Consider the following 26,312-nt stretch of genomic DNA (forward strand, 5'->3'; position numbering starts at 1 on the left):
GTCAGCTCACGGGGTAAGCGCGCAGGGCCAGCTGGGACCATTCGGCGTCGACGATGTACGAACCGTTACCGCCGATGCGGCGAGCGATTACGTAGACGTTCACCGGCTGGTTCGCGGGTATCCGGCCAACTGCCGACGTAGGCGAGACCGCGCGCATGGGATCGCCCTCGTGGGAGAAGTGCGGCGCGATGTGCGAGACGGTCGTGGTGTCCAGCGTGGAGGGGTCAAATGGCCCCAGGGCGCAGATCGGTGCGTTTCCCGGTACAGACGGCGTGCTGTTCTCGAACTCGATGCGTACCTCGATCTGAACCTGCGCGGTGGATAGCAGCGCGCGACGCCAGCGCACGTGACCCATCACGTCCGGGTACCAGGCCGTCGAACGCGCTTCGATGGTGAGCTGGCCAATGATCTGCTCGCCCGTAGAGAAGCTGCCGTTCTGGAACGCGCCCTGTGGGATCGTGTACAGCTCGGCGGCGTAGGGGGAGAGGTCGCCGGGCTTGTACTTTCCGCTCGCCAGGTCGAACACGATGCCCTGACCGTCGAGCGGGTCGGCGCTGTTGTCGTAGTCCAGGCTGCCCCGGATCGTCGAGTTGTCGCCCTGCGGGCCGGGAATGCCGGGGATCTTGAGGTGAAAATGCGGATCCTCATCGGTGCCGCTGCGGTCCACCACGATCTCGCCGTACGGACCGGAGACGGGCTGGGGCACGATCTCGGCCGACATCGATAGATCCGGCGTCGGTCCGGGCGGGCCGTCGAGGCTGCCTTGCTCCTGGCGCCACGCGCTGCCGGTCCAGATGTTCCAGGTGCCGTCGATGTACCAGGCGCGGCCCGCGTCGAGAATCGTCAGGGCATTCTCCCCGGCGTGCAGTGCCGCGACATTGCTGTAGCCGTGGCCCCACTGCGGCCGGATGATCGGCGACGGGGTACCAGGCTCACCCTTCTCGCCCTTGAGCGCGTTGAGCACCACCACGGCATCCTCGGAATCGAGCGTGAAGGTGCCAATAGTCAGTGGCGGGTCTCCGGGCTTGCGCTGGTAGGCGTAGAACCGCAACAGGGCTCGATGATCACCTAGCCACGTTGGGGCACTGGGCAATACGTCAACCACGGCTGTCCTCCTTGTTTGCCTCGTTGAATGCGTCGGTCATCTTCTGCGCCACCAGACGGCGCACCTCGTCGGGAAGTCGTTGCGTGAGTGCGGTAGCGATCCGCTCGGCCTCTGCCTCGTCCTGTTCGGGCTCGACATCGGCGGCGTCCTCGCGTAGCACCCACTCGACCGAATCCTCGAATACCGCGTGCTGGTCGGGTTGTTTGACGGCCACGATGTAGGCCAGGTCTGGATGCACTCGTACACCGGCCAAAACGCCATGCACGCACCAGAGTTGGAGCATGCCCTCGTCAATCCACAGCGTTGCGCCGTTCGGGGCCTGGCCGTCGCGCATCGCATCGGCCAGCTTGCGCGCCTCGTCGGCAATCTCATCGATCTCATCGCGCGTGAACTTGCGGTCATAGGGGAACTCGGGAAAGACCAGGGAGTCGGTCACTAGAACATGCCTCCTGCGGATGCGATGGTTGCGGCGAAGTTGGCCACGTCGCCGATGGTGCGGAATGCGCGCAAGAGCCCGTCCTCTTCTCGGGTGTCATCTCCCACGAGAAGCGTTGGGCGGCAGGGCTCACCGCGCTTTAGGGTGCGCCGTATTCCCTTGACTTGCTCGGTGTAGAGAATCTCTGCGCGCTCGACGTTGACTCGGTTTCCGAGGCTAAAGTCCTTGTCCAGCACGAACGGGGCCACGTCGCCAACGTCCTGATTGAATGAGACGTATGCCCGGTTCTTGTGGTCCCCGTCGGCTAGCGCCTGCACGGAGCTGACGGTGTACGCCGCCCCGGAGCCCGTCGCCATGAACTCGTTGCGCGCGTATGGCCCTGCCTTGGCTGACGCAAATGGGTTGCGCCACTGCATGAACGGCAAAAACACGTCGTCGAGCTGGCCCTGATAAAGGTTGTCAAGGCCATTGACACCGTATTGCTGGTAGGCGCCGAGCCCGTAGTTGATGACCTGGGAGAGCTGGGCAAGCCCGTAGCGGATCATGAAGCTGATGGCCTGGTTCAGCCACGCCGGGGACTTGCCTCCGGTCAATATGGTGACGGCGCGGCGCTTGTGAATTGACATGGTGGACTTGCGAATACCTCCATGCTCGGCGTCGCGATATGTGTACGGCGACGGTTTGGGCGCTACCCCGAGTAGCTTGCGGATGAACGGATCGGGGATGCCGTCGCCGTCCTGATCCAGCGGGATGATGGTGGATGCCAGGAAGTCGTCGAGAGTTGCTGCGATGAGGTTCATGGCGCCGTCGATCAGCGTTCCTGTCGGGCCGCCAACACCGCTGTTGTCCTCGTAGGACAAGATGATGCATGCCCGCGTCGGCCGGAATATCTCGGCTAGCTCCGGCCCAAACATGGTGTACGGGGCTGGATCTGTGGGCAGCCACGTGTATGCCCGGCATGTCACGCCCGCGTCCTTGAGTAGCGGGGCCTGCGCCTCTTCCAGTGACTTCCACCGCGACGAGAGCACGCACCACCGCGTCTGGTCCAGCAGCGGCACCATCGGCATGACCTGCACGGGCCAGTTCAGAATGTGCAGGTTTTCGAGCCATGTCTTGGGCGCGAACAGGTTTCGCGGGATCGGGTGAAACCCGTTGAGGGTGTATATACGGAATAGGTTGATGAAAGCCGTACTGCCACAGGTCCAGGCCGTTGGGCCGCCGTTCATGAAAATCTTGGGCGCCTGCACCTCCGGAGGGGTGATCGGGTTACTGGCTACGGAGATATACGCCGGGTGATCACGAAAGCTGGTGCATTTCAGCACTGTTCGTGTCGGTTGGCCAGCCTCCACGATGTCGTCAATGTCATCGATCCACCCGCCCCAGCGCGCCTTGAAGTCGTGCGGGTTGGTGACATCAGGGTCGACCGTGAGCATGAGGTTTTCGTCGTATGGGATGTCTCGGGTGATCAGCTTGCGCAGCCACGAGAACCGTTTCCCGGCGATGGTGACCTCGGCGCCGCCAACCTTGTCGTCGAGTTCTTCCCAGACCGCCTCTTCGGGGTCCGCGACCTGGGCGAGTAAACGCATGTCCTTGTCCCACACACGAAATAGCGGAACTAGTGGGGGCCGGTTGATGTACGCGTACCGCTGGCCCTCCAGCCGGTCCATCACTGCGCCGGTCATGGCACTAGGTGGCATGGTCGAACCTCTGTGGCACTACGCACCAGATGCGCCCACCCGGCCGCGAGTGATACACCGGCAACGACGCCTCGGAACGTGCCGGTATCGGAACCGAGAATCCCTGGCCGCGTAGCCGTTCCATGATGGTTTGGCCGCGCTCGCCCGCATTGCCGGTGATCAGCGAGGCGATCTCGGAATTGCGGATGAACTGCAATCCAATGTTGTCTACCGGGTCCTTGTCGCTGATCGCGATGCGGTTACATGGGTCGGTATCGATCAGCGTGTGCTCGTCCTCATAGAGCGTGAAGTCGATGATCATTTCCGGCTCCCGGTGCCGCCGCAGGCCACGCGGGGTCAGCCAGGACAATCCGAATAGTCCGAGTAGGCCAGGGAAGTCCTTGTGGTCCTCGGCGTCTGGGTCGGTGATGACAGCGGAGGGGCCATCGGGGAGCATGACGCGGCCGGGCGCCTCGCAGATGAAATACGGCTTGATCGGTACGTCACTGCGGTTGACCACGCGGATTGAGCCGGTCTTCTGGCCGTTCGTCGACTTCCACATACCGACCCGATCGGGCCGACGCCAGCGCGGGTCACCAGAGGCGGCGAGCACCAGCTCGTGCAGGCTGTAGTTGGTGTCATCCTGCGTCGGGTCGTCTTCGTAGATGGTGTGCACCGAATCGCGCAGCACAGGGAGCCAGACCTCGCCGTGTAGCCGCGAGGTGACGGTGAACCACGACGGGGTATCAACCTTGATGCCATCCATGAACCGGCGGCGTGTGCCGTACCAGCCGAACGCGTGATCATCAATGAGCAGAGCCCGAAACGCGATTTCATGCCGGCCATCGATCCACCGCTCGAAATACGGTGCACTGTTGGCTGTCTCGGACCACACTCCCTTGCCGGGAATCTCGCCAAGGCCGTCGATTGCGCCATTGATCATCGCGCCCTCGACACCCGCATTCGGGCCGGACAGATGCCAGACGTTGCCGTTGGTGTCGATGATCCGGGACTCGATGTGTTCGGCGCGCATCCGATCCGGTAGCGCCTCCCATGAGGTGTCGGTGGGTAGCACCATCAGAATCCCGTCGGGACGGCAGCGTTGAGCCGCGTCTGTTGATCTGGGGCCGCGCGCCTTACCGCCGTGGCGATCTCGTCGGCGCCGGGGCCGTTGGCGGTGACGCTGATCGAGGCATCCACGGGTGGGCCTTGGAATCCGGGTAGGTTCAGCCCGGCGATGTTCAGGCCGCCCTCGGTGCCGGGGGCATCGCCCTTGCCCGGCGCTGCGGTGCCACCGGCTGACACCGGGGCCGCCGATGCGGGCTGCCAGTCCGAGCCGGGAGTCCAGCCGGGCTGTTGAATGCCGAGCTGTCCATCGATGGCGCCTTGTATCGGCCCCTTGAACGCCGTCATGAACGAATCCATCATCTTGAGCGGACCGAAGTTCGAGATGTCCGGCAGCCATGAGCCATCGAGTCCGAACGTCTCCTTGAGGAAGGACCCGAAGATGCCGCCCGCGCCGCTGAGATCACCGCCGCCACCGGCACCCCCGCCAGCGCCGCCACTGCCCTTGGGCTGCTTCGACTCGGTGAACTTGCCCTTCTTGGTGTCCTCCAAGTCAGTACGGGCGTCCTGAGCCTCACGCTTGGCCTTATCGAGGCTGTTTTGCGCCGCCGTGCGCTGAGACTCCTTGGCGTCGGCCTTGAGCTCGGAGAGCTTCTGCTCGGCGATTTTGACCTTTTCGTCGGCGTCGGAGACCTTCTGCTCGGCGTCGCGCAACTTCTTGGTATCGACGGTGTAGTAACCGGATTCACCGTTGGGACCGGTCCCGGCGGTCGCTCCGGAGGGCATCCCACCACCGGCCGATAGCGGGGCCGTGGCGCCGCCAAACGAGGTGGAGCCGCCAGTAAGGGACTGCCCTGCCACGATGTTGCCGGTGGGTAGTGCGCCGCCACCCTTCTGGAACCATGCGTGTACGTGGTCCATGTGGTTCTGGGTGGGAGATCCGCGGTCTTCCATCTGCTGGCCGGTGGTATCTCCGGCCTTGTAGATGCGCTGGCGCCAGATGAAGTGAGTGAGCCCGAACGTGTTGGCGTTGGCGGCAACCCATCCGGCCACCTGGTCGCCGAGTGCCTTGCCCTCGGGTGTGTTCCAGTCCGGAATCATCACGTCGAGCGCATTGCCTGAGCTGTGCTCGTTGTAGCCGTCCGGGGGCCGGTAGCCGCCAATGTTGGTGATCTGCGGCCAGCTCTTCTCGATCAGACCCTTGACGTACTCGGCACCGGGGTTCAATCCGTTGGCGTAGCGGGGGAGCCCGCCCTCGGTGAGCATGGCGCGCAGGTATTGCGCCGAGGGTGTCCAACCGGCATTGAGCGCCGCGACCACCGCCGCACCGTTGCCCCGCATCGCGGCGGCCTTGACCACGCCCTCATCGGTGGACACCAGCGCCGTGGGGTACCCACGGGGATCAACGCCGATGATTGAATCGCTGGTGCCGGTTCCAGGCCCCCATAGGCGCCCAGCAGGCGTGCGGCCAGCGACGCCGCCACCGGCCAGCATGGGCAGCGAGGGGATGGGCTGAATGGTCTCGCCCCGGCGCGGGACACCGGGGATGTCCGGAATGGTGAAGGTCAGCTTCGCGGCCATCCCGTTCCACATGCCGATCAGCCCGTTGACCATCGCCTTGAACGCGCCTGTGATGCCGTCCCACATGCCGAGGGCCTTCTCCTTGATGGCAGAGGGCAGGCTGGAGAAGAAATCGACCACCGCGTTGAACTTGTCGCGTATACCGGTCCACACCGCATCGGCGGTATCGACCAGCCCCGTCCAACCGGCCTTGATCCCTTCCCAAACCTGTTGCAGGAAAGGCCAAGCGGTGTTGACGAACCAGTTCACGACGGCCTCGGCCGCGACCTTTATGCCCTTCCATGCGGCATCGACGATCCTGCGGAAGGTCTCGGAATGCTTGTATGCGTAGATCAATCCGGCTGCCAGGGCGGCGACTCCGGCGACGATGAGCCCGATGGGGTTGGCCGTCAATGCGGCATTGAGTAGCCACTGTGCAGCGGCCCATGCTGTCGTGGCGATCTTGATGGCGTTCGTGGCCAGGTTGAACGCGACCATGCGCACTGTGGCGACGGCGAATCCAGCGGCGGCCGAGACCAGCGCCGGACCAACGGTAATCGCCAGCACCACACCCAAGGCGGCGGCGATCTCCTTGTTTTCGCGGAAGAAATTGATGATGCCCGCGCCGACGCTGATCACATTCTGGATCGAGCTGACCAGGGTGCCAAGTGCAGCAACGAGAATCGGTCCGGCGATCTTGCCTATGTCCATGATGGCCGTGCCGACCCCCTTGGCGGTCGCGGTGATCTTGGGCCACCACTCGTCGAATAGGGAGACCACCTTGCCGACAAAGTCCTGAACGCCTTGGCTGCTCCAAATCGACTTGAGGACACCGCCGAACTCGCGGATGTGCTTGACGCCCTCCCCCCGGAACCACAGAATGCCGGTCTGCATCACGCCGAACACGCGGGTAACGATGGGCTCCAGCAGGATCATCACGTTGTTCTTGAACATCTGCCAGGCACCGGCCATCCCGACGACCGCGCCCCCGGCATCGAGAATGCCCTTTTGCTGGTCACCGAGGCTGGTATTCAGCTCATTAAGGTTGAGCTTGCCCGCCTTGATAGCGTCCAAGAACGGGCCGTATGCCTTGCCTCCAAAGACCTTTGTTGCCAGGGTGATTGCGCCAGATTCATTACCGGCCTTGATCATTGCCTGAATCTCGGAAACCGCGCCTGAGAACTTCTCCTTGATGTCACCCCCACCCTTGGCGAGGTTCTTCATTGCCGAGGTCAGGCCGACGGTGATCTTCTCGCTGTTGATACCAGCCTTTTGCATGGTCCCCAAGAGGGCGGCGGTCTCGCCGAGATCGAACCCAAATCCCTTGAACTGCACAGCACCTTTAAAGGCAGTGTCGGCGAGCTGGTCCATGCCGAGGCCGGTTGCGCGGGACACCTTGAACAGGTTGTCCATCTGTGCGGCCATCTGATCGGCGGGAACACCGAACGCGCGCATAGCCTGCGTGAGGCTTTGAATATCGGCGGGCTGGCCTACGGTGTTGAGCTTGATGATTCGCTTTGTGATGTCCTCCAACGGCTTTCCGGTCAGCTGGGTTGACCGGGCAACCGAGGCCATCGCGTCGGCGATGTCGGTTAGTGACTTGGGGGAGTCCTTCCCGATGTTGCGTACCGACTTGTTCAACTCTTCGAGCTGCTGGCCAGTGGCGCCCGTGGAGAACGCCAGCGTCTTGTTGACGTTCGCGAACGTGTCGCCCATCGCTACCAGCGACGAGGTGATGCCGGTGATGTTCAGACCGGCGCCGAAACCGAGGCCGGTCACCAGTGCCTGGCCGAATCCTCTTGTCTTTCCGATTAACCCGTCGAGCGCCTTGCCAGTTTGGCCGGCCGCGCGCTGGATGAGCCCTTGCTTGTTGGCGGCTTGCTGCGCGGCGTCTCCGGCCGCCTTCTCTGCACGGGTGAGGCCGTCCTGCGCGTTCTTGAGTGCGCCGGTCGCGTTGGTGTGCGCGTTGGTGGCCGCCGTCTCGTTGCGTCGAGCGGCGGCCACCTTCTCCTCGGCGGCGGCCAGCTTTCCGGCGTCGGTGATGCCCTTGGCCAGCAGTGCTTGATGCTGAGCCTCCGCGACGCGAGTCTTGCCCGCCTGGTCCTCAACCTTCTTGAGCGCCGTCGCGACCTTGGTTGAGGCGGCCTCGACCTTGCCCTTGGCCTGATCAACCCCGGCTGCTATCGCGGCCCCGGCGTCGGCTCCAGCCTTCATGCCAGCGGCCTTGAGCGGAACCCCGAGCTTGCCCGCGATCTCCCCGGTGATGTTCTCGAATGACAGGGCCACGGGGAGCATCGCGTAGCCGATGTTGGTTCCCTTATCCGTCATCGGTTACCCCCTTCTGTCCTGCTGTCGCATTGCTTTTGGCGCGGGCGATGTCGGCGGCCACTGATCGGTTGTTGTGCACGCGTGCGCGTTTGCGCGATGCTTCGCGCCGCTTCTGGCGACGAGAGCTGCGTTCCTGATCGGCGCCGGACTGCTCGCCGGTTCGGTCGTACTTCTGTCCGGTCCACGCCGTCGCCAGATCGGCCAGCAGATGGGCGTGTAGGTCCCACACTGAACGACCGTTTGAGAAGTGAAGGGAGAGGGCAGAAGTGGCGGGAAGGTGACGGACGCGCACGTGGATCATGCGCAGTGTCAATCGCCGGACACCGTCCGCGTCGCGGCGCCAGCGGTCGCGATAGTCGATCTGATGGAAGTGGGACAGGTCGGCCTCGATCAGATCCGGATGCGCCCGAAGCAATGCCAGAAATCCGCGCAGCACAACACATGTCGATGCTGCGCGGATCACTGGCATGCCTAGTTTCCCAGCGCGGTGAATCCCGACGTCTGTGCGATGAGATCGGACATGTCCCGCAGATCCTTGACGGTTCGGTGTCGCGCCTTGAACGCCGCGTACTGCGCAGGTCCGAGCACGCTACGCATCAGCGCGGACGGCAATCCGGCCTCGGCGGCCTCCAGTGCGTCGATGGGCCATCCGTCAACGGTGGACGGGATCTCGTAACCGTGACCCCCGAATTCCAGGGTCATGGTCTCGATGCCCTTGGCCTCGGCCTCAGCCGCGCTATCGGCCTTATCTTCGTTGGAAGGTGTTGTTTGCTTGGTCATTTCAGTTCTCCCTCGGCTCCCCGGCGATGGAAAGGTGGAGCCACCCTGCGCCGCGCCGAGGGTTACGGCGCAGGGTGACGGTTGTGGGACTACTTGGAATCCGGTGCCTTGTCCGGTGTTTCGGGGCCGGTCTCGGCCTTGCCATCGCTGTCGCCCTTGGCCTTGGCGGCGGCGTTGATGGCGCGTGCCCGCTCGCCGCCCGACTCGACCACCTCGGGCTCGGTCTGCTTGACGAGCTTGGCCTCCTTGCGGGCGATGAGCACGCGGGCCGAGTTCTCGTCGACCGCGATCACGGACCCCTCCGGGAAGTGTTCGGTTTCCTTGGTCAGCTCGACTTTCACCATGGCTACGCCGCCGACTTCTGGAGCGCGAACAGCTCCTTGTTGCTGTTCGGGAAGATGCGCGCGGTGAACGGGTATCCGTCTGCGGCGCCTTCCTTTTCGTTGGCGTTGGCCGCCCACACACGAGAGCGCAGCTTGGAGATGTAGCGCGTGGTGTGGCCGAGGTCGTCGACCAGCTGGAACGCGATGAAGCGGCTGGCGGGCTTGGGCACGACGATGGCCGTATCCGAGGAACCGGGCCAGATCAGCGACGTGGTGGTCTCGTTGTCCTCCAAGGCGGTGAACTTGCGTTCCACCTTGAGGTTCTTGGACGCCACCTTGACGACGCCGTAACCCCATGCGGTGATGTCGGTTTCGTTCCACTCGCGGGTGTTCTCGAAACCGTTGTCACCGTGCAGAAGTCCGACGTACTTCCACAGAGGCGGCCACGGATCGGTGATCGTCGCCGGGAGGTTGTTGACGGTGGCTGGTGAAGTGATGTCGTACGGGCTATCGGTGCCGGTGTAGATCAGCACATCAGCGCCGTCCCACAGCTTCACATTGTCGGCATTACCTGCCATGTGATTCTCCTTCTGATCGAGTCCGGGCGACGGCGCGCACGGACAAACACCGGCCACCGGGCGGTGGTCGGTGAAACTTTGTTGCGGCCTAGTGCCGCTTACTGAGTGGTGATGTGAATTCCGGCCGACGCGGCAGCGCGTGAAAGCACGCCGTCGGCGGCCTGGTCGAACGCTGGAATCTTGACGGCGGCCACGGCGCGGTCGGTGGTGTACTCGACGACCTCGGCCTCGCCGCCGATCGCGGCTGCAACGTCGCTGGCTACCGAGGTCACAACAGCCTGTGCCTGAGCGCTTTTTGCCAGCTCGGCGATGGCCTTCTTGTTCAGGGTGAACGTCGGGTCCTTGGCCATCAGATCTCCACGGATCGCGCCTGGGCGTTCACGAGCGCCGAGGCGAGCAGTGCGCCAGTCTCGGGGTCGCGGGATTCGAGCACCGCGCCGACGCCGTAGATCTTCATGCCCGGTACGCGTGCGGTCGACAGATGGCCTACTGCGGTGCGGGCGAGTTCGTTGACCGCGGTGCGGATCCGTCCGCGCGCAGTGACGCGAATGACGTGATACGACCGCACAATCTGACCTGACCACGACACGATGACGGGGCCGCCGTCGTCGGCGAGCACGATGACCGGTGCGTCGTCGGGGGTCCATTCGTCCGGTACCGCGTCGGCGACGGTGATGCCGGGGAACTTGGGGGTGAGCCAGGCGCGCAGCGCTGGCGCCGGGTTGGCCTGTATGCGCATCAGGCGCCCTTGCCTGTTGCGGAGTGGCACAGTACGGCTATGCCGCCTCGGCGGCGTGAGTTCCATTCCTGCATGCGTCCAAGGCATTTGCGGTCGCGTACCTCGATGCGGAAGGGTGTCGACAGCACGGCTGCGCTCGGTGTCCACGTGCCGTCGGCGCCCCGGTGGCGCAACGGCAGGTAGGTGGTGAATTCCACAGAGTCGAGATCGCCGCCAATCCCGAACCGCAACAGCGTGTTACCGGGCGCGACTTCCAACGCCATGAGGCGTAGCGGTGTGCCGTCGGGCAGCTGGTCGCCGGTAATGGGGTCCTTGCCGCCAAGCGGTGTGACCGTCACCCATTCGCTCATGGTGCGGGTTCAAGTCGGTAGAGGTTGAATGTGTCGCGCTCAGCGTCGCTGAATTGGGAGTGAGCGCTCGACGATGCGGTGGCTCCGTACTGGAACGGGCCAATCGCGATGAACGGCCCGCCGCCGGGCATGGTTGATGCGCGATCGACAGCCGAGAGCACCGCCCCCTGCCAGTCCTCGGCCTCATCGGCGGTGAATCCATGGGTCATCTTGACCGTGATTGCGCCGAGATCCTCGGTCCACCAGGGGCCTTGACCTGCGACGCCGCGCCTTTTGCGTACGATGCCTCGACGGGAAACCTCGAGTTGAGCGGGCGCGTAGACCACCTCATCGACGGCCCCGCCGTATGAGGTGGCCCGCTCGCGGACCTCGGCGAGTGACACGAGTTTGAGCGTGGGCAGTATCAGTGACCTACCGCCCGGCCCGTCAATCTCCACCATGTCGTCAGTTTTGATCGGTGCCACGTGCCACCCGCAGTAGGTGCGAGCAGCTGCCAGGGCGGCACGCAGAAGGCGGCCAGTCTCCGGATCATCGGCGACTAGCCGCCCCTGCGTGTACTGCTCGACGGCAGCCTCGTCCAGCTCGGGCATTACGCCTGCGCGCTGTCCTTGTTGACGGGAGCCTTCGGCGCGGCCTTGTTGGCCGGTGCCTTGGCTTCCTTCTCGCCTGACCCGGCGTCTCCGGAGTCCTCGCCGGTCTGTGCCGGGTCGGTCCCGTCCGGCTCGGCCTCGGCCTGCGGGATCAAACCGCGCGCCTTGGCGTCCTCGTCGGAGAGCTGGACAGTAGTTGTGCGGCCCCAGGGGTCGCCTGTAGCCACCTCGTACTCGCGCAGAGTCATCACGCCACCGCCGTCTTGCAGAAGGCGGGCGGGCGGGTAACGCCGAACGCGTTACGCTCCTCGGCCAGCACCGCGACTAGGTTGCGGATGAAGAAGTCCGCGTGCGAGTCGGTCATGGTGATGCTGGTCTGCTCGCGGTCCCAGATGACAGCCTTGGAGAAGTCACCGGGCAGCGCATGCGTGTCGGGCATGATCTCCGAATCGACGACCGGCAGGCCCCAGAGGGTCGTGATCCCGGTGTTGAACGGTCCGGCGTAGTAGTACCGGCCCATCTCGTCCTTGGTGAGCTCGATCTGCTCCTTGACGGCTGGGGACACAAGGATCGCGTTCGGCTGAACGCGGCCCACGGTGCGCAGCTTCGTGATCGCCTTGCGCAGGGAGGTGAAGATGTCGGTGGTGAACGCCTGCGTCTGAATACCGGAGGTGTTCAGGATGCCGGTGTGGTTCTCACCCGTGCCGTCTCCGTTGAGGAACTGGTTGTCCTCGGCCTCGGCGATGTCGAACTGGAGCTCGTCGTTGATCAGGCCCTCCAGCTGCGCCACGTCGGCAAGTGCCCGCTTGGAGACCGGCACCCACTCGGCGATGGTCTTGACCGTGGCCTGCTTCACCTCGAAAGCCCAAGAGCCTTCGGGCTTGTAGCCGCCGTTCGGGTTGTTCACCAGTGGGCCGGCCGAACCCGGCGCGGTAGGCGCCGCCGAGCTGGTGGCCTCCGGAACCGGAGCGGCGTTGTTGGTGTGACTGGTCTCGCGCACGAACTCCACCACGTCCGAGGTGGTGCGACGCTTGGCGCACAGATCACGCAGACGCAATGGCCGACGGCCCAGCATCTCCACGATGTCTGTACGGTCCGGGACGATGAACGCGCCAGCGCTGGTACGGGACTGACCCACAAACAGCGACTTGAGCGAGATCGCGTCGGACTGGATCTTGGCGCGGTCCGGGATGCGGAACTCGCCATTGCCGGTCTTGAATCGGTCCATCATCGCCTTGAACTCGGGCGACTGGATCACGGTCGCGCCCAGGCTCAGATTGAGCTCGGCGTGGCCGCCCTTGGTCTCCGGAACACCGATGTTGTCGGCAAAGCTCTTAGCCTCGGCCAAGATTGCCTCGTCAGCCTTGACCGCCTTCATGGCGTCCAAGATGTCCCTGGCCGCCGCCACAGCGGTCTCGTACTCGACCTGCTCGTTGTCCTTGAAGTCGCGGCCACCGTCGGCTACGGCCTTCTCTGCGATGTCGCGCGCCGTCTTGAGTGCCGCGTCGGCGCGCTCCTTGAGCTGCAACAGTCGTGCAGTCGTCATGTGAATCTCCTTTTGATTCAGGGGTTTAGATCGCGCTGGCGAGTTCCAGCTCGATCAACTTGTGCGCCGAGGATGCGACGGACGACTTGCGGCTGGTCTGCACGGGCACCTCGTCGGGTGCTGGCGCAGGCGGGCCGGATTCGCTGGCCTTTTCCTCGTCAGGTGTGCTGTCGAGAGCGGACAGGACGCGGCCGATAGCCTCATGCGCCCCGCGTAGCGCTCCCTCATTTTTGGCCGACAGCACGCGGCCAGCTTTGACCTCCTGGGCGACGTGATCGCAGATCGCTTTCACTGCCACCACGGAGGTGTCCTGATTCGCGCCGCGCGGCACGAATGAGAATTCATAGACCTTGAGTTCACGAAGTTCGTTGGCCTTCACGCCATTTTCGAGTTCGACACCCGCCTCATCGATCACGTCATACGCGAAACTGAGCTGATTGAGACGGCGCCCCTTGACCAGTCGATAGACCTGCATGCCCTTGGGGGACTCCAGATCGAACTCACCCTTGACCCACCAGCCATGCTCGTCCTCGCCCATATCGAGCGCACCGGCCACGAAGAAATCGGGATCATCCATCCGGTGGCCGAACAGTCCGGGCAATGTGTCGCCCGAGTTCTTCCACGTCGCAATGGTTTTGAGGAACGCACCGGGGGCCACGATGTCGCCATAGCTGTCTGGCACCTTGATGAATGTTGAAGGGTAGACGATGAATTCGCCTTCTTTGAGCCCGTCATCCGGGCCTGCCTTCACCTGGCCTATGGGCGTGTTCTTGGTGAGCATCAGATCTCCTCGTCGTCGTCGAGTTCGTCGGTGGCCGCGTCATCAGCCGGTGCGTCCCGCGTCTGGTCCTCGGCCGGTATCGGGTTGGGGTCACCGTTCTGGGTGACGTTCAGCGGCTTGATCAATTCGTCCCCGCCCTCCACGGGTGGGCGATTGTCCAGCGCCCGAGCCTCATTGATGGTCAGCCAGGGGCCACCAACGGCGGTCTGCATGATGCCCGCGCGGTCCTTGAAATTGCCGGTCAACTTGTCGCGCAGGTTGAACTCACAGAAAAACCGTTCCGGTGTAACAGGTTCCAGCTCGGGAAGCAGCTGGAGGTCGATCTCGTCCTCCACCTGCTCCAGCAGTGGGCCGAGGGTGTCCTGGTACAGCATGGCGTGCTGCTCGGTGATGTTCGCGAACGTCGCCCGGTCCAGAATGCCGATCATGGGCGGCGGGATGAAGTAGGACCGGCAGACCTCTTCGTCGGTGAGCTTGCGACCCTCGATGTACTGCAAGTCTTTTGCGGTCTGGCTGGCCTCGACGAACGTCATGCCGTCTTCCAGGATCGGCGTGCCGCCCGCCTGAGTGGCGTCAGCCCCCGAGTACTGAGATCGCCACGACTCCCTAAACCGCCCTCGGGCCTTGTCGGTCCACGCGGGTGCGTCCTTCGGGCGCGAGAGGTAGCCCGACATGCGGGCACCGTTGCGCATGATCTGATCGCGCATCTCGCTCGCGGACCACTCTTCACGCAGGATCTGGCGCAACGACTCCAGCGGGGAGATCCCGATGTCGTAGATGCCGCCGTACCCGCGCACATAGAACACGTCGTCAGCCGGGATGACCTCACCGCCCGCGCCAGCGGGACCGGCCAGCTTGAATGACGTAGGGGACAGGCCCGGTGTGTTGTAGTTGTCCGGGGTAACCAGGCGCGGCGGCAAGTGTTGTAGGCCAACGAGTCTGGACCCGATGCGCAGCTTGCGCCAGTACGCAACGTCATAGATGCCGAGATCGTGAATCAGTGTCGACTTGAACCGATACGGCGTCATCTTCGGGTTCGGCCGCGCAAGGATCTTGGCCAGAGGATGATCGGGGACCTTGGCCCGTTCGGAGTCTGACTCGCGCTCGAACACTCCGATGCCGAGTTGCGCGATGTTGCGCGCCAGGAAGGACACCACGCGCCGCACCGACGGTTGTAGGCGCCAGATCTCGAAGTACTCCAGCGACAGGAACGGTGATATGTCGATGCGCTGTTGGATGGGGGAGTACCGCGACCACGGTGTACCGATGGGGATCGGCATACCGCCGCTGACCGTGATGCCCATCAGAGAACCTGTACGTAGTCCACGCTGGTTGCGTCGATGATGATCTCCCCGTCGGCCGCCACCCATTCCCGGCCCGGCTCGTAGACGCTCGCAGCTCGCAAGATGAGTTTGGGACCTACCTCGGTCGCCAGCACAGCGCGAATAGTGCTACCAGAAACCAGATTCCAGATCGCCTCGCGGCCAGACGCGGGGTGCTTTCGCTTAAACAACCATCAACTCCTCGTCCTCATAGGCCGAACGGCTCTCCGGCTCAAGTGTTTCCAGGCCCCACACGGCGCCTATCAGTGCTTGCAGTGGCGCGGCGTCGGTGGGTGACTTCGCTCGGTCGATGACCCATGCGCCTTGTGAAAGCACCTTGATTGCCGCGCTGGTCGCGGCGGCGTCCAGGCCGGGGTGCTCCAGGTGGCGCATGCTCTTGTCGTTCATGTGGTCCCAGACCTTGCCGGTAGCAATGCCGAGGTCTGCGCCGCCCCACTCGATTACGTTCAGGCCCTCGGCCTTGGCATCCTCAATCAGGGACGTGACGGGCGCGCCGTTGGACTGCATGACCACTCCGGCGAAACCGTCCTTGTGCTCGACAAGCCAAGGGATCACCCAATCGGTTCCGGCGCGGTCGGCGCTTATGCCGGCCACCGGCTTGCCGTCGTCGTCAAGGCCTACCCGCGCGACGTAGGAATGCGTTCGGGTCCACGAAACATCCACGCACACAATCCGTTGACTGCCCTCGGCGGGACGTGCGGTGTTGTCCAGGGTCTCAGCCCAAGATCCCTCGGGGAACGGTCCGGCGTCGGCCATCGAGACCCACCGGCACAACACCTCGGTCTCGAACATGTGCGGCGGGTTGCCCCGCAGCGCCCCGGCAATGGTGGCCTCGGTGACGCAATCCTCGGTGATCTCAGTGTGATTCATCGAGGGGTTGGCCTGCGCCCACGCCTGCCGGTCAGTGCGCTTAGCCTTCGGTGGTGCCGACCATTCAAACCAGCCGGTCATATCCTCGTCGGCGTGCTCGGCGAGGTATTCCTCCATTTCGGCGTCCAGCTCGCCGAGAACTGCTGCGTCCGCGTCGCCGTCGGGCCACCCGAGCGCCTGGTGTGCCGTCGTGCGCAGCCAGCGCAGGACGATGGACATCGCATCCCCGGCATTGGAGAACGCCCACGCCTGACCACGCGGGCGCGCGTTCATGGCGTTGGTGACCGCTGCCCACGAATCCCAGTTGGTGTGCTCACGCAACTCGTCGAGCAGAATCAAGTCGCCGGAGAAACCACGACCACCGCGCCGGGTGGCAGCTGCCACCCGATACTCGCGATACCAGGGTGTCTCGTCAGTCTTGGCCAGCCGCATGAACTTCGGGTGCCCACGGTCCACCTTGTCGATGAGGTGTGCGAGTTCCTCGTCGTCCTCAGCCCACTGCACGGCTTCGTCCCACGACTTCTCGGCGCGGGCGAGATCCTGCGCGGTGCCGATCACCATCTTGGAATCGAGCGCGTACAGGTGCCAGAGCGCCAGCACGAGCAGAACCAGCGACTTGCCGTTCTGCCGGGCCACTTCGACCAGGACGAACCGGAACCGATAGGTGATCCCGTCCTCGTTGAGTTCGAGTGCGTGGATCAACAGCCACTCTTGCCACGGGAACAACCGCAGTCCAAGCAGCTGCTCGGCGAACGCGATGCACGCGAACCCGTGCGAGGTCTGTGGCGTCAGCTCGCGGCGCGGCGGGGTGAATATGCGCGGCTCGGTGCATCCGAGGATGCGCTCTGCGCACGCGGTGCTCAACCCGTGGCCTCACCGGTTCCGGCCTGGCGGGTCATCGCCCGCACGGCGGCGAGCCTGCCCTTGCCGACGCTGCCACTCTTGCGCAGCTTGTCGATCAGCTCCGAGAGTTGCCGGGCGGCCGAGGGGTGCTGTGCGATGGCCAGCTGGCTGTCGAGCACCCGCGCCAGCGCGTACGCGGTCTGCACCAGGCCGGGACGCGACGCCGCGACCCCGAGTGCATCGATCTCGGTGATTACGCCGGTCTCGACATCGCCAGGCTCACCGCGCGGGGTGTTGACGACTGGCGCTGTGGGTGACGCGCTGAGCCGGGTGACCGGCGCGACGCGCAGGCCTTCCGGCTCGCCCTTTTTCGTCTGCCGTCGCTGGCGCTGGTAGGTCGATTCGGCCAGCTTGCAGGCCTCGCAGTGGCATCCGGACTTGTAGCGGGCTCTGGTCCCATGGGCGGCAGGCATGGGCACCTCCTCGGGTGACACCAGATGTCACCGGTGTTACTCGATGAGCGTTTGCGAAAATGGAGCCTTACCGCGGAGTCGCCTGGCCTGTCGTTTACAGAGATTGCGACCCCATACCCCCCGTCGTGAGGCTCAGAGGCTCACCAGTCGGCCGGAACCCATCGGCCCTGTTCGGGTGGGGTGTCCTGCCGTGCTCGGTTACAGCGGCAATGGGATGGCCGCAGGTTGGTCATGTCGTAACCGAGGTGGGGATGGGTCTCGACAGGGTGGTAATGGTCGGGCTCGAACGCCTCGGGGGTCTGTGGTGGTGCGTCGTAGTCGATGGCCTGGCGGCACAGCCAGCACACCGCACGTGTGGCCTTGCACCGCTGCCGGAACTCACGCTTGACCTTGCGCTCAAGACTGCCGTTGCGCAGGTTGCTCATCAGTTCCTATCGACGAGTGCGTGCAGCGTTGTAGGCGGCCAGCACGGCGGCGGCGAACGCAGGAGCATCGTCGATGGGTAGTCGCGAGGGGATGTCCACGATGACCAGCCGGTCGCCCTGGTCGCTGATGCGTACCTCGCCGTAGGCCCACGCCTGGCCGTTCATCGGAACCCGGACGGTGCGGCTTCCGTACTCGTCGGTCTCCACGGGCGGCAGCTCAACAACCAGGCATCCCTTGGTGTGGATCTTGTCTGCGAGATTCGCCGCGACGTGACTGGCAATGTCTTCCTGGGTGTAGACCCTGGTCTCGGTCTCACCCTCGGCCCCGATCGTCACCTTCTGGGTAAGCCCGAAGAAGTTCGGCATGCTCTCGATGATCTGCCGAATGGCCGTGTAGGCGTTCATTGGCCAGTTCTACGCCGGGGGTCTGACACCTGCCCCTGATACGACGAAACCCCCAGCTAGGCCGGGGGTTTCATGCAGTAGATACAGATCACCCACTGACATGTTGAGCGCCATTTTGCCACACGATCACATCATCGCTGGTCAGGCACGCTTTGCGTGTCGCGGTCGTCTCGCACGCACTCGCCGGACATCGCCAATGCGAACCATCTGGTGATCGTGAGCGTCGTGGCCACGCACCGACACCTCACCGTTCTGGATCCAACGCTCGATGGTCCGCTGTGGTACGTGCTCATCGAGACGGGGGAGTATCACGTCGACCAGCTCGCGCACGGTGGCATTGCGGTCGTCGAGCTCGCCGAGGTTGCGTGCCAGCACATCGGACACCAGGTGTCCGGTCTCGCACTGTGGGCACACGATCAGGTTGGCGTGGTGCGGCGCGGTGAGCGCATAGCCGCACCGGGTCGCCCTGTCGCCCTTCTCGGTTCGCGCCGTGAGTACCTCGTCGGGCGCGGGATCGGTGGTGCACGGCCCGATGGTCATCGGCTCCGGCGGGCGGTTGACTGCGCGGGTCGCGGCCCGGAATACCCGTTCGATCTCGTCGCACACCTCGGCGGCGTTCTCTTGCAAGGCCACGTCACCAGCGTGCCGGTACAGCCATTTGGCCATGCGCGCCATAGCCGTCACCGGCAAGGTGTCCTCGTCGCGCTTGCCGGTGTACGTCACCCGCAGGTTGTCGGCTGGCGCCGGGGTGGGGGTGCGCAGCTCGGGGGCTCCGTCGCAGTCGTCGCACAGGGTGCCGGTCGCGGACGTTGGCAGGGCCATGTAGCACCGTGCGCAGGCGTTCGGCAGTAGGGAGGCCGCGACATCAGGGACGTAGGCCCGCGCGGGCTCGGGATCGTTGACGGGCTGCACGTTTGGCCGCGTGCGGAACTCGGGCACATCGAGACCGCGCGTCTCGCACATGTCGCGGATGGTGGTCGACAACGCGTTGCCAATGCGGTCCAGTTCGTCGCTGGCGTGTCCGTTGACCCGTCCGAGTGCCAGCGCATGCCATAACGCGGCCTGGTGGCGCTCCCGCTGGTCCTTCTCGGTGGGCGTGGTGTCCTTGTCGCGAGGGAACGGCTCGACGTGGCTCACGAGGCTGTCGTCGCCGTGCAGCACAGGGCGTCGGCCGCCGCGACCGCTTGGGCTCAATCGCGCTTGGCCGACGGCGGTCTCGGTGAGTCGATCGAGCCACCACGGCAGCGCGCGCAGGCGGTCGCGCAGCTCGCTCACACACGCCTTGCACACGAACAGCTCGGTAGCACGGTCGCAGCGCTTGCACTTGGTCAACTGACGAATTCCTTTGTCTAGTCCGGGCATTTCGGGCATGTCCAGGCATGGCCCCACTGCGGGCCACCCTCGCAACATGGCGGGTTCTCCAGCGCGTGGATGCGGGCCTCCAGATCGGCCTTCGGCGGGTCGTTGTCGAGCATGTACCGCTCCCATGCGAGGGCTCGTTGACGTGCGTCGTGGTGCCGCTGAGCAGCCGCCAGCGCGTCGTCTTCACACACGCCGCGATAGACCGTTTCCTCGGGCCAATTCTCGCCAAACGTCGTCACCCATAGGTCAGGGCCGCGATGCAACGCAACGACGTATATCCCGTCCGCTACCAACGCGCGGCGAATTCCCTTGAGATTGGGCGTATCCGGGCGGTTCGCCCATTCGAGTGCGTTTGGCCGGCTCATCAGAACACTCCCGGCTCGAACGCTGCGAACGCCTTGTAAGCCTCTGCGCTGGTCTCGAAATAGCACCAGGGCTCGCACTCGTCGAGTGCGTGTTGCTTGCAGATGGCCCAGCGAGTCCAACCGCCGTCGGTCCGCTTGTGAATGCGCCACGGCGCCAGCGTGCGCGTCTTGGTGCTGATCACCCCGTCGAGCCACACTCCGGTGCACAGCAAGCCGTCGGGTAGCGCAATGGCCACGCGGTCACCGTTGGACAGGTGCGGTCCGACGAATTGGCCTCGGGGTGCATTCTCGGTCATCGTGTGTCTCCGTTCGGTGGTCGTTTTCGGGGCTGAGTTGGCCTGTGCATAACGGGGGGTACGGCGGTACCGGCAAGCCAGTGTTCGTCGCTCCTGGGGCGAATTGGGCGGCAATGCGAGTGATTTCGGAGTGATTCCGGGGCGTTTCTCGCGTGCGTTACCCAACATGAGATTTATCCCCAGAAGTAAGAAAAGACGTTCGTTAGTACGTCCGTCCGTACGTACGTGCTTTGCTTGGGGTGCAATGCATTTTGCATATGCCAGACGCATTGCTTGCCGCATGCTCATTGGGCACCCCCGCCATGCCAACGCTTCTTTGCGGCAGCGCTTGCACGAGCCTTACGCGCTTGCGTCTCCTCATTGGACGGCTGAAACTCCAACCAGCCGTTTATCTCCCATCCGCCCGGCCTCTCGAGCCATAGGCCAACGTCAACCAATGAGTTTGCGTCGGCCTTCGTCGCATGCAGGAACGGAAGGCACGATTTGGGCAGAAAACCGTCGGTTCCGTGCGTTCCGGCGTACCCGAGCGAGGCCGTCCACACGAACGCTGCGCGGAACTTTTTGTCCTCAATCAGGTAGAGAATCTTCGGATTTGACGCGAATTGTGAGTCCAAACGGACCCATGGGAGGCCCATTACTGCCCTTTCTGGTTGGTCGCGGTAGTTCGGAGTCGCTTCTGATCGCAGGCGTCGCACCGCGGCCTACCCGGCGCATGAGGCTCGGTCAGGCAGACGATGCACAGACCGGCGCGGTAGGCGGCTGAGCTCTCGGGGGTGCGCGTCATTCGTCCGGCCAATCGGCAATCGAGTACTCGGGTCGGCTACTGGGGGCACCGAGGATCATCGGCTTGCCGTCGGCCTGGTAGAACGCGATGTTGTGCCAGGCCCTCGCTTTCGGGGTCCGAGTCGATACCACCTCGCCGCCGATGACCGGCGAGTGTGCGCTCCACACGTGCACGCGCCGTAGGTTGATCAGCCGGTGCTCGTGGTCGGTGTACTTCCACTTGCGGCCCCAATGGATGAGCGTGCAGCGGTGCGGTATCTGATTGCGCCACACGACGACGAGCGGCTCTGCTGGCGGCCTCATGCGCAGGCTCCGCAGCCGCAGACGTTGGTGAGCTTGCCGTCGATGGGGAACCAAGTGCCTCGGCATCTGTGCTCGGGGCACAGCGCCAGCGCGTAGCCGCTCACATCACACCTGACGAGTTGCCAACCCTCCGGCGCGTACGACCGCACCTCTGAGCCGTTCTCCATGTCGTTGAAATAGACATCAACTGTCTCGGAGGCATCGCAATCGGTTGCATCGCATTCGAGTTCGACGAAGATCACGGCACCACCTCGAACAGAGGGTCCATCATGTCGAGCAGTGGGTCGTGCCCGCAGCTCGACGAGCACACGGCGTTACGGGCGAACTCCTCCACCTCGTCGGGGTCGGCATAGGCGCCGCCCCAACCCCACCGCTTTCGGTGAGCCGGTATGTCGTCGCGGTCGGCAATCTCGGCCTCAACCTCGCCTACCTTGATGATGAACGGATCATCCGGAAACGCTTGGCGCCAGCGCTCCGGCTCGCCGGGGCTGGCATTGGCAAGACAGCCGCACTCGCCGGACATGCCGAGGATTCGGGCGACAGGGTTGCGCGGAATCTCGGGGTTCATCAGGCGGTATGTCCGCAAGTCAGCTTTGTGCCAAACCGCCATCGGGGAGTTCCAGTCGAGCGTTCCGTATGCATCGTGATAGGGGACGGTGGCGCGGACTCTGGACTCTGGCCGTCTACGTCCACCGATGAATACCACGCGATCCTTGCGTGACCGACTGATCCCGAAATCGTGTGGAATGCGTTCTAGAGCACGCTGTTTGAGTCTCTGGTACATGATCGCGTGCGCTGCCGGGCCGGGGAAACCGCCAGGCCATGAACGCACGAACTCGCCAGATTTACGACTGCGCGCCATCACATTTCCGCGCACCAGATCGAAATAGCCCTGGCCAGGCTTGGGGCGATGCTCGATCAACGGCATGTCCCACTCGGCGGCGGTCGTACGGACGAACTGGCGCGTAGCCTCGATGCCCGTCTCGGTGTTGGCGTGGACGTGATGGGTTGTCAAATCACGGAATACGTTCGCGACGGTGTAGGAATCGTCACCGCCAGACACCAGCGCGCAGACTGCCACGACATTCTTGCCGGTCAGGTATCGGTCCATCGCGTACTCGAACTTGCTGCGGGACAAGGCGACAAGTGCCTTGTTGCGCTCCTTGCGTTCCGACAGCGTGAGGCGCATGACCAGCTCAATTGGCGTCGGAACTTCCGGATGCGGGTCGAGCGGGTCATGCACGATTGGCACGTCGTCGGTGTATCCATATGGCAATGTCGGCTCGGGCGGGCGATGTCGACTCTCCCGTGCACTACCGCTCACCGCACTACCTCGAACATCGGTTCCATCTGCGCCTCGAGCGCCGCTGTACGCGTCCGCTGGCGGGTCTGCGCGTGGTGCTCGGCGTCGTAGTGCAGATGGCACCCCTGGCACATCGCGCGCAGGTTCTCGTCGCGGCAGTCCTCGGGGGTGTGGTTCAGGTGCGCGACGGTCAGAACGACGCGACTGCCGGTGCCGTATGCGCGCAGCCCTTGCCGATTCGGGCACCGGCCACGGTGCGTGTTGCGGCCACATTCGCCGACGCACTCACAGCGGCCTTTGGCGCGCTCGAAACGGATGCGACGCGAGATCTCGGCCCAGTCCTTGGGGTACCGGTCGCGGTTCTCCGGACGGATGGGCATTACGCCACCGCCGTCTTGGCCGCGTCGTACCGGCTGATGCCCCACACGATCGCGTGCAGCGCCACCAGGAAGTGGAAGTCGTAGTCCTTGAGTTCCCACTCCCAAGAGTCGACGAACTCGAAATCGCCGTGACGGAATTCCTGTAGTGCCATATGCGCGGCGGTCTCGTCGTAGTCATCCGAGTACCGCAACAGCCCCTCGCAAATTGCGCTCCAGAGTGGCCAGTGCGGGCCGTCGTTCCACTCGCACCAGTGACGAAAGTGGCCGTAGACCAACCGTTTGAACACGTCCGCAGAGAACGACATTGACCGTGTTGGCCCACAAAGCTTTTCGGCCCAGTAGTGCGCATTGACGTACCCAACGGGATTGCGGAAGAACTCGAACATGTCGGGCAGCCGCGCAAAGTGGTAGCCGCCGATGTCTCCACTGATCACCAGGTGGCCTGGCCATGTCACGAGGTCGAAATGCCAGATGCTGGTACCCGGCTGAGCGAAACGGATGTGCCGGTACAGGCCATCGTCTCGAATGGCCGTCATCTGGTGCTCGCGGGTTGACACTTCGAGCATTTCCTCTGGGGCCGTCATTTCGTCCACCTCTCTGCACATCTCTTGCAACGGATTTCGTCTCGGTACTTGGCCATTAGCTCGCCCGGCAGGATCACATCGCCACAGCCGCCTGCACAGGGGCTGCTCTCGCGGGGTGTGGCGTAGTAGCGATAGATCGGCTCGGGGATCTCGATGGGTGCTGGCGCGCTCATGCGCCACTCGCTTGCCCGACCTCAACGTCGGCATAGGGGAACGCTTTCCATTGCGCGAATCGACAGCGAGGGCAGTCGGTGACCACCTGTACTGACCAGAAGTGGCGCGAGCATCGATGGCAGATGAACCGGAATCCGGGGGTAGGCGTGGCCGCGCTCATGTGTCCATCTCGAACAGTGCTTCTTGGCCGTCGTCGGTCGGCTCGCGGTCCTCGGCCTTCCTGGAGCGCTTGCCGGACATGGAATCGCGCACACCGGCCTTGGCATTGGGCGCACCGCCAAGGGCTTGCCGCAGTGCTTCATAGTCGCTGTATCCGCGTCCGGACATGTAGGCGGCGAGGGCGTCGAGTACCGGCATGCCCTCGGGTGTGCGCATGTTGAGGATGCCGGTCACGTTCTCCATCACGAACGTCTTGGGCCGGATCTCGCACACCAGGCGGGCGAACTCGAACACCAGCGAGTTACGTGGGTCCATAACGTCACGACGGCCAGCTACGGAGAAACCCTGGCACGGTGGCCCCCCGAAAACACAATCGAGCTCGCCCACTTCCATGCCGAGATCGCCGAGGATGCGCTCGCCGGTCAGGTTCTTCACGTCGTAGACGTAGAAATGCTCACAGCCGGGGTCGCCGGGTTGGGTGGATATCCAGCCGGAACCAATGTGCGCGTCGAACGGGACAGCGCCCTTGCTCTTGGACTTCTTGGGCCGGTGGACGTTTGGGCCGAGTACGGGGTGGTCGGGATCGACGTGGATCTTCACGCCGGGGCGAGCGAGGTTGGTCAAATAAGTCATTGAGGCGTCAACGTCGTGCTCGACGGCGGCGGCCACGTGCCATCCCGCTTGGTGGAAACCACAGCTGAAACCACCTGCGCCAGAGAACAAATCGAGACCCACGGGCAGATCATGCCTACGTTTACTGACATCGGGGGGCACGAACAATCCGGAGGGGGAGGCCTCCCAATCGCCGCCGACAGAGTGGTTGCGGATCGTGGCGGTGTGGCCAAGCATCATGCCGTCACCTCGCGATGCGGCATAGGGCGGTAGCTATGCCACCGGCCTCCCAAGTACTCGAACGACGCTGACCAAAATCGAGTTCGGCCGGCCGAACGGCTCGGTATGACATCGATGTACTCGCCGAGCGAGTAGTCGTCGTCCATCATTGGTCCTCGTCTTCCATGCGCGCGATGTGCACCAGGCGGCCAGGTAGGGGCTGGCCGAGGCTGAGAATGTTGCGGCAGTCGATGCCCGCCTTGGCGCCACAGATGACGCAGCGGCGGGTGAGCGCCCCGGCATATCGGGGATCGGCCCGATCGGTGATTACCGGGGCGCTCACGGTGGCCTACTTGCCGAGGTTGGACGCGTAGACCGGCACGCCGAGCTGCTCGGCAAGATCGCCGGTTACCTGCGTCCAGGCATCGCGCACGAGGTGCTCGTACGGCTTGGGGATCAGGCCGAGGTATAGGCGGCCCTGAGCGATCCGCAGGCGCAGCCAGCACGTCACGTCCACGCGGGGGTAGTCCTCGAATGGCCGCGCCGAGAGGGTGACCTCACGCGGCACCTCCAGCGGTCGGGTAACCGATCCGGCCGTGGTGTTGACTTCCTCGCTGTAAGTCAGGGTCTGGCTGCCGGTCGCTCGCTTGATCTGGGACTCGAACGATCCCTTGCTCGATGCCCGGATGCTGTCGATGATCTCCATGAGTTCGGCGGCCGGGTGCGAGACGATGAGGTGCCCGGCCTGCTCGATGAGGTCGCCGAATTCTTCCTGACCGTGGTACTCGCCATCGGCAGCGGTGAACAGGGTGTTCCAGTCGGGATCTCGCACGAATTGCAGGACCAGCGCGTCGTTGCGCCGGGTGTATTCCTCCTCGGCGTTCGAATACAGCTCGTCGTAGATCGCGGAGACGGTCCCGTACTGCCGAGAACCCCACACCGTTGACCGACCGTCGAGAAGCGGGCGACGCTTGATCTCGGCGAGGAATGAGGCGGTGTCGGTGACGACTCGGGTGGCGGCGTTGCGCGGCGGGAACGCATTGGGGGCCTGCTCGCGTGCATCGATGATGCGGGTATCGAGCCCCTGCTGACCGTTGGCGGTGATCAGGTAGACCGGTCCATCGGTCGTTGTTTCGGCGGGCTCGATAAGCTCGACGCGCTCGTTGGGGTAGTCAATTACGTTGTCGGACATGTGTTTGTATTCCTTTCTCGGTTACTTGGTGCCGTAGTACATGGCGGCGTTGTCGCGGGATAGGCTGCCTTCGCCGTCGGCAAAGAAGATGGTTCCGGCCGGGTCCTTGGCGGGGCTGCTGACGACATCGGGGACCAGGCACACCGCGCCGGATTCGCGTGGTTCGACCTTGATCTTGAGCGTGACGACGCCGCCCTTCTTGCCGGTGGCCATCGCCGCCTCGACGCACTCGTGTAGCGCCTTGGTCGCGGCGGTCTGCGTGCGGCCCTTGTCGAGCTGCGTCAGTACCACGATGAACTCGGTGATGTCGCCGGGCGCGAGTTCGGTACCTTCCTCGGCCTTCTCGGTTTCGTTGTCGGACATG

The 26,312-nt window shown here is 64.0% G+C and carries 34 protein-coding genes; all 34 read right to left on the bottom strand.

What is annotated here, in order from left to right; all coding sequences use genetic code 11:
- Nucleotide 1 precedes the first annotated feature (1 nt).
- The 34 genes from B4394_RS15095 to B4394_RS15255 all read right to left on the bottom strand — a co-directional run bounded on the left by B4394_RS15095 (nt 2) and on the right by B4394_RS15255 (nt 26,311).
- Entirely contained in the window at nt 2–1,105 is a 1,104-nt protein-coding gene (locus B4394_RS15095) for a phage tail protein (protein WP_078315549.1), read from the bottom strand.
- Entirely contained in the window at nt 1,098–1,541 is a 444-nt protein-coding gene (locus tag B4394_RS15100; RefSeq protein WP_078315550.1) for a phage gene 29 protein family protein, read from the bottom strand. The genes B4394_RS15095 and B4394_RS15100 overlap by 8 nt, the downstream gene beginning before the upstream one ends.
- Nucleotides 1,541–3,223, bottom strand: coding sequence for a Gp37-like protein (locus tag B4394_RS15105; RefSeq protein WP_078315551.1), 1,683 nt, complete (start codon nt 3,221–3,223; stop codon nt 1,541–1,543). The genes B4394_RS15100 and B4394_RS15105 overlap by 1 nt, the downstream gene beginning before the upstream one ends.
- A 4-nt stretch (nt 3,224–3,227) precedes the next feature.
- On the bottom strand, nt 3,228–4,295 hold the full coding sequence (locus B4394_RS15110; protein WP_078315552.1) for a hypothetical protein: 1,068 nt from the start codon (nt 4,293–4,295) through the stop codon (nt 3,228–3,230).
- Nucleotides 4,295–8,170 (bottom strand): phage tail tape measure protein, encoded by a 3,876-nt coding sequence (locus tag B4394_RS15115; protein ID WP_078315553.1) that lies wholly within the window; start codon nt 8,168–8,170, stop codon nt 4,295–4,297. The genes B4394_RS15110 and B4394_RS15115 overlap by 1 nt, the downstream gene beginning before the upstream one ends.
- Nucleotides 8,160–8,639: a hypothetical protein gene (locus B4394_RS15120; RefSeq protein ID WP_286142080.1), complete on the bottom strand. Its 480-nt coding sequence runs from the start codon at nt 8,637–8,639 to the stop codon at nt 8,160–8,162. The genes B4394_RS15115 and B4394_RS15120 overlap by 11 nt, the downstream gene beginning before the upstream one ends.
- Before the next feature lie 2 nt (nt 8,640–8,641).
- Nucleotides 8,642–8,950: a hypothetical protein gene (locus B4394_RS15125; RefSeq protein WP_078315554.1), complete on the bottom strand. Its 309-nt coding sequence runs from the start codon at nt 8,948–8,950 to the stop codon at nt 8,642–8,644.
- Between the two features lie 89 nt (nt 8,951–9,039).
- A complete protein-coding gene (locus B4394_RS15130; protein ID WP_078315555.1) occupies nt 9,040–9,294 on the bottom strand; it encodes a hypothetical protein in 255 nt (84 codons plus the stop codon).
- Between the two features lie 2 nt (nt 9,295–9,296).
- On the bottom strand, nt 9,297–9,851 hold the full coding sequence (locus B4394_RS15135; protein WP_078315556.1) for a hypothetical protein: 555 nt from the start codon (nt 9,849–9,851) through the stop codon (nt 9,297–9,299).
- 98 nt (nt 9,852–9,949) lie between these two features.
- Nucleotides 9,950–10,201, bottom strand: coding sequence for a hypothetical protein (locus B4394_RS15140; protein ID WP_078315557.1), 252 nt, complete (start codon nt 10,199–10,201; stop codon nt 9,950–9,952).
- Nucleotides 10,201–10,590 (bottom strand): hypothetical protein, encoded by a 390-nt coding sequence (locus tag B4394_RS15145; protein WP_078315558.1) that lies wholly within the window; start codon nt 10,588–10,590, stop codon nt 10,201–10,203. Before B4394_RS15145 ends, B4394_RS15140 begins: the two co-directional genes overlap by 1 nt.
- Nucleotides 10,590–10,928 carry a hypothetical protein gene (locus B4394_RS15150; RefSeq protein WP_286142081.1) on the bottom strand — a complete coding sequence of 113 codons (339 nt, stop codon included), beginning with the start codon at nt 10,926–10,928 and terminating at the stop codon, nt 10,590–10,592. Before B4394_RS15150 ends, B4394_RS15145 begins: the two co-directional genes overlap by 1 nt.
- A gap of 8 nt (nt 10,929–10,936) precedes the next feature.
- Complete coding sequence (locus B4394_RS15155) at nt 10,937–11,530, bottom strand: hypothetical protein (RefSeq protein WP_078315560.1); 594 nt, start codon at nt 11,528–11,530, stop codon at nt 10,937–10,939.
- Entirely contained in the window at nt 11,530–11,778 is a 249-nt protein-coding gene (locus B4394_RS15160) for a hypothetical protein (RefSeq protein WP_078315561.1), read from the bottom strand. Before B4394_RS15160 ends, B4394_RS15155 begins: the two co-directional genes overlap by 1 nt.
- Nucleotides 11,778–13,076, bottom strand: a complete 1,299-nt coding sequence (locus B4394_RS15165; RefSeq protein ID WP_078315562.1) for a phage major capsid protein — start codon at nt 13,074–13,076, stop codon at nt 11,778–11,780. Before B4394_RS15165 ends, B4394_RS15160 begins: the two co-directional genes overlap by 1 nt.
- A 25-nt stretch (nt 13,077–13,101) precedes the next feature.
- A complete protein-coding gene (locus B4394_RS15170; RefSeq protein WP_078315563.1) occupies nt 13,102–13,857 on the bottom strand; it encodes an HK97 family phage prohead protease in 756 nt (251 codons plus the stop codon).
- A complete protein-coding gene (locus B4394_RS15175) occupies nt 13,857–15,161 on the bottom strand; it encodes a phage portal protein (protein WP_078315564.1) in 1,305 nt (434 codons plus the stop codon). The genes B4394_RS15170 and B4394_RS15175 overlap by 1 nt, the downstream gene beginning before the upstream one ends.
- Nucleotides 15,161–15,295: a hypothetical protein gene (locus B4394_RS25780; protein ID WP_286142082.1), complete on the bottom strand. Its 135-nt coding sequence runs from the start codon at nt 15,293–15,295 to the stop codon at nt 15,161–15,163. The genes B4394_RS15175 and B4394_RS25780 overlap by 1 nt, the downstream gene beginning before the upstream one ends.
- Nucleotides 15,296–15,362: 67 nt before the next feature.
- Nucleotides 15,363–16,934, bottom strand: coding sequence for a terminase large subunit domain-containing protein (locus B4394_RS15180; protein ID WP_078315565.1), 1,572 nt, complete (start codon nt 16,932–16,934; stop codon nt 15,363–15,365).
- A complete protein-coding gene (locus tag B4394_RS25785; RefSeq protein ID WP_286142083.1) occupies nt 16,931–17,386 on the bottom strand; it encodes a hypothetical protein in 456 nt (151 codons plus the stop codon). The genes B4394_RS15180 and B4394_RS25785 overlap by 4 nt, the downstream gene beginning before the upstream one ends.
- Nucleotides 17,387–17,526: 140 nt before the next feature.
- Nucleotides 17,527–17,811, bottom strand: a complete 285-nt coding sequence (locus B4394_RS15190; RefSeq protein ID WP_078315566.1) for an HNH endonuclease — start codon at nt 17,809–17,811, stop codon at nt 17,527–17,529.
- 6 nt (nt 17,812–17,817) lie between these two features.
- On the bottom strand, nt 17,818–18,216 hold the full coding sequence (locus B4394_RS15195; protein WP_078315567.1) for a hypothetical protein: 399 nt from the start codon (nt 18,214–18,216) through the stop codon (nt 17,818–17,820).
- Nucleotides 18,217–18,357: 141 nt separating this feature from the next.
- Nucleotides 18,358–19,353, bottom strand: a complete 996-nt coding sequence (locus tag B4394_RS15200) for a hypothetical protein (protein WP_406817961.1) — start codon at nt 19,351–19,353, stop codon at nt 18,358–18,360.
- Between the two features lie 212 nt (nt 19,354–19,565).
- Complete coding sequence (locus tag B4394_RS15205; RefSeq protein ID WP_078315568.1) at nt 19,566–19,943, bottom strand: hypothetical protein; 378 nt, start codon at nt 19,941–19,943, stop codon at nt 19,566–19,568.
- Nucleotides 19,943–20,239, bottom strand: a complete 297-nt coding sequence (locus tag B4394_RS15210) for a hypothetical protein (RefSeq protein ID WP_286142084.1) — start codon at nt 20,237–20,239, stop codon at nt 19,943–19,945. The genes B4394_RS15205 and B4394_RS15210 overlap by 1 nt, the downstream gene beginning before the upstream one ends.
- 780 nt (nt 20,240–21,019) lie before the next feature.
- A complete protein-coding gene (locus B4394_RS15220) occupies nt 21,020–21,325 on the bottom strand; it encodes a hypothetical protein (RefSeq protein ID WP_078315570.1) in 306 nt (101 codons plus the stop codon).
- Entirely contained in the window at nt 21,322–21,567 is a 246-nt protein-coding gene (locus tag B4394_RS15225; RefSeq protein ID WP_078315571.1) for a hypothetical protein, read from the bottom strand. The genes B4394_RS15220 and B4394_RS15225 overlap by 4 nt, the downstream gene beginning before the upstream one ends.
- Nucleotides 21,564–22,649, bottom strand: coding sequence for an adenine nucleotide alpha hydrolase family protein (locus B4394_RS15230; RefSeq protein ID WP_078315572.1), 1,086 nt, complete (start codon nt 22,647–22,649; stop codon nt 21,564–21,566). Before B4394_RS15230 ends, B4394_RS15225 begins: the two co-directional genes overlap by 4 nt.
- Nucleotides 22,646–23,008 (bottom strand): hypothetical protein, encoded by a 363-nt coding sequence (locus B4394_RS15235; protein ID WP_078315573.1) that lies wholly within the window; start codon nt 23,006–23,008, stop codon nt 22,646–22,648. Before B4394_RS15235 ends, B4394_RS15230 begins: the two co-directional genes overlap by 4 nt.
- On the bottom strand, nt 23,008–23,592 hold the full coding sequence (locus tag B4394_RS15240) for a hypothetical protein (protein ID WP_139360223.1): 585 nt from the start codon (nt 23,590–23,592) through the stop codon (nt 23,008–23,010). Before B4394_RS15240 ends, B4394_RS15235 begins: the two co-directional genes overlap by 1 nt.
- Before the next feature lie 330 nt (nt 23,593–23,922).
- Nucleotides 23,923–24,777, bottom strand: a complete 855-nt coding sequence (locus B4394_RS25790; protein WP_286142085.1) for a DNA cytosine methyltransferase — start codon at nt 24,775–24,777, stop codon at nt 23,923–23,925.
- Between the two features lie 145 nt (nt 24,778–24,922).
- Nucleotides 24,923–25,099, bottom strand: coding sequence for a hypothetical protein (locus tag B4394_RS25430; RefSeq protein ID WP_176138321.1), 177 nt, complete (start codon nt 25,097–25,099; stop codon nt 24,923–24,925).
- 6 nt (nt 25,100–25,105) lie between these two features.
- On the bottom strand, nt 25,106–25,948 hold the full coding sequence (locus B4394_RS15250; protein WP_078315575.1) for a DUF2303 family protein: 843 nt from the start codon (nt 25,946–25,948) through the stop codon (nt 25,106–25,108).
- 21 nt (nt 25,949–25,969) lie between these two features.
- Nucleotides 25,970–26,311: a YfdP family phage-associated protein gene (locus B4394_RS15255; RefSeq protein ID WP_078315576.1), complete on the bottom strand. Its 342-nt coding sequence runs from the start codon at nt 26,309–26,311 to the stop codon at nt 25,970–25,972.
- Nucleotide 26,312 lies beyond the last annotated feature (1 nt).

The organism is Mycobacterium sp. D16Q16 (assembly GCF_002013745.1).
Taxonomy (GTDB): domain Bacteria; phylum Actinomycetota; class Actinomycetes; order Mycobacteriales; family Mycobacteriaceae; genus Mycobacterium.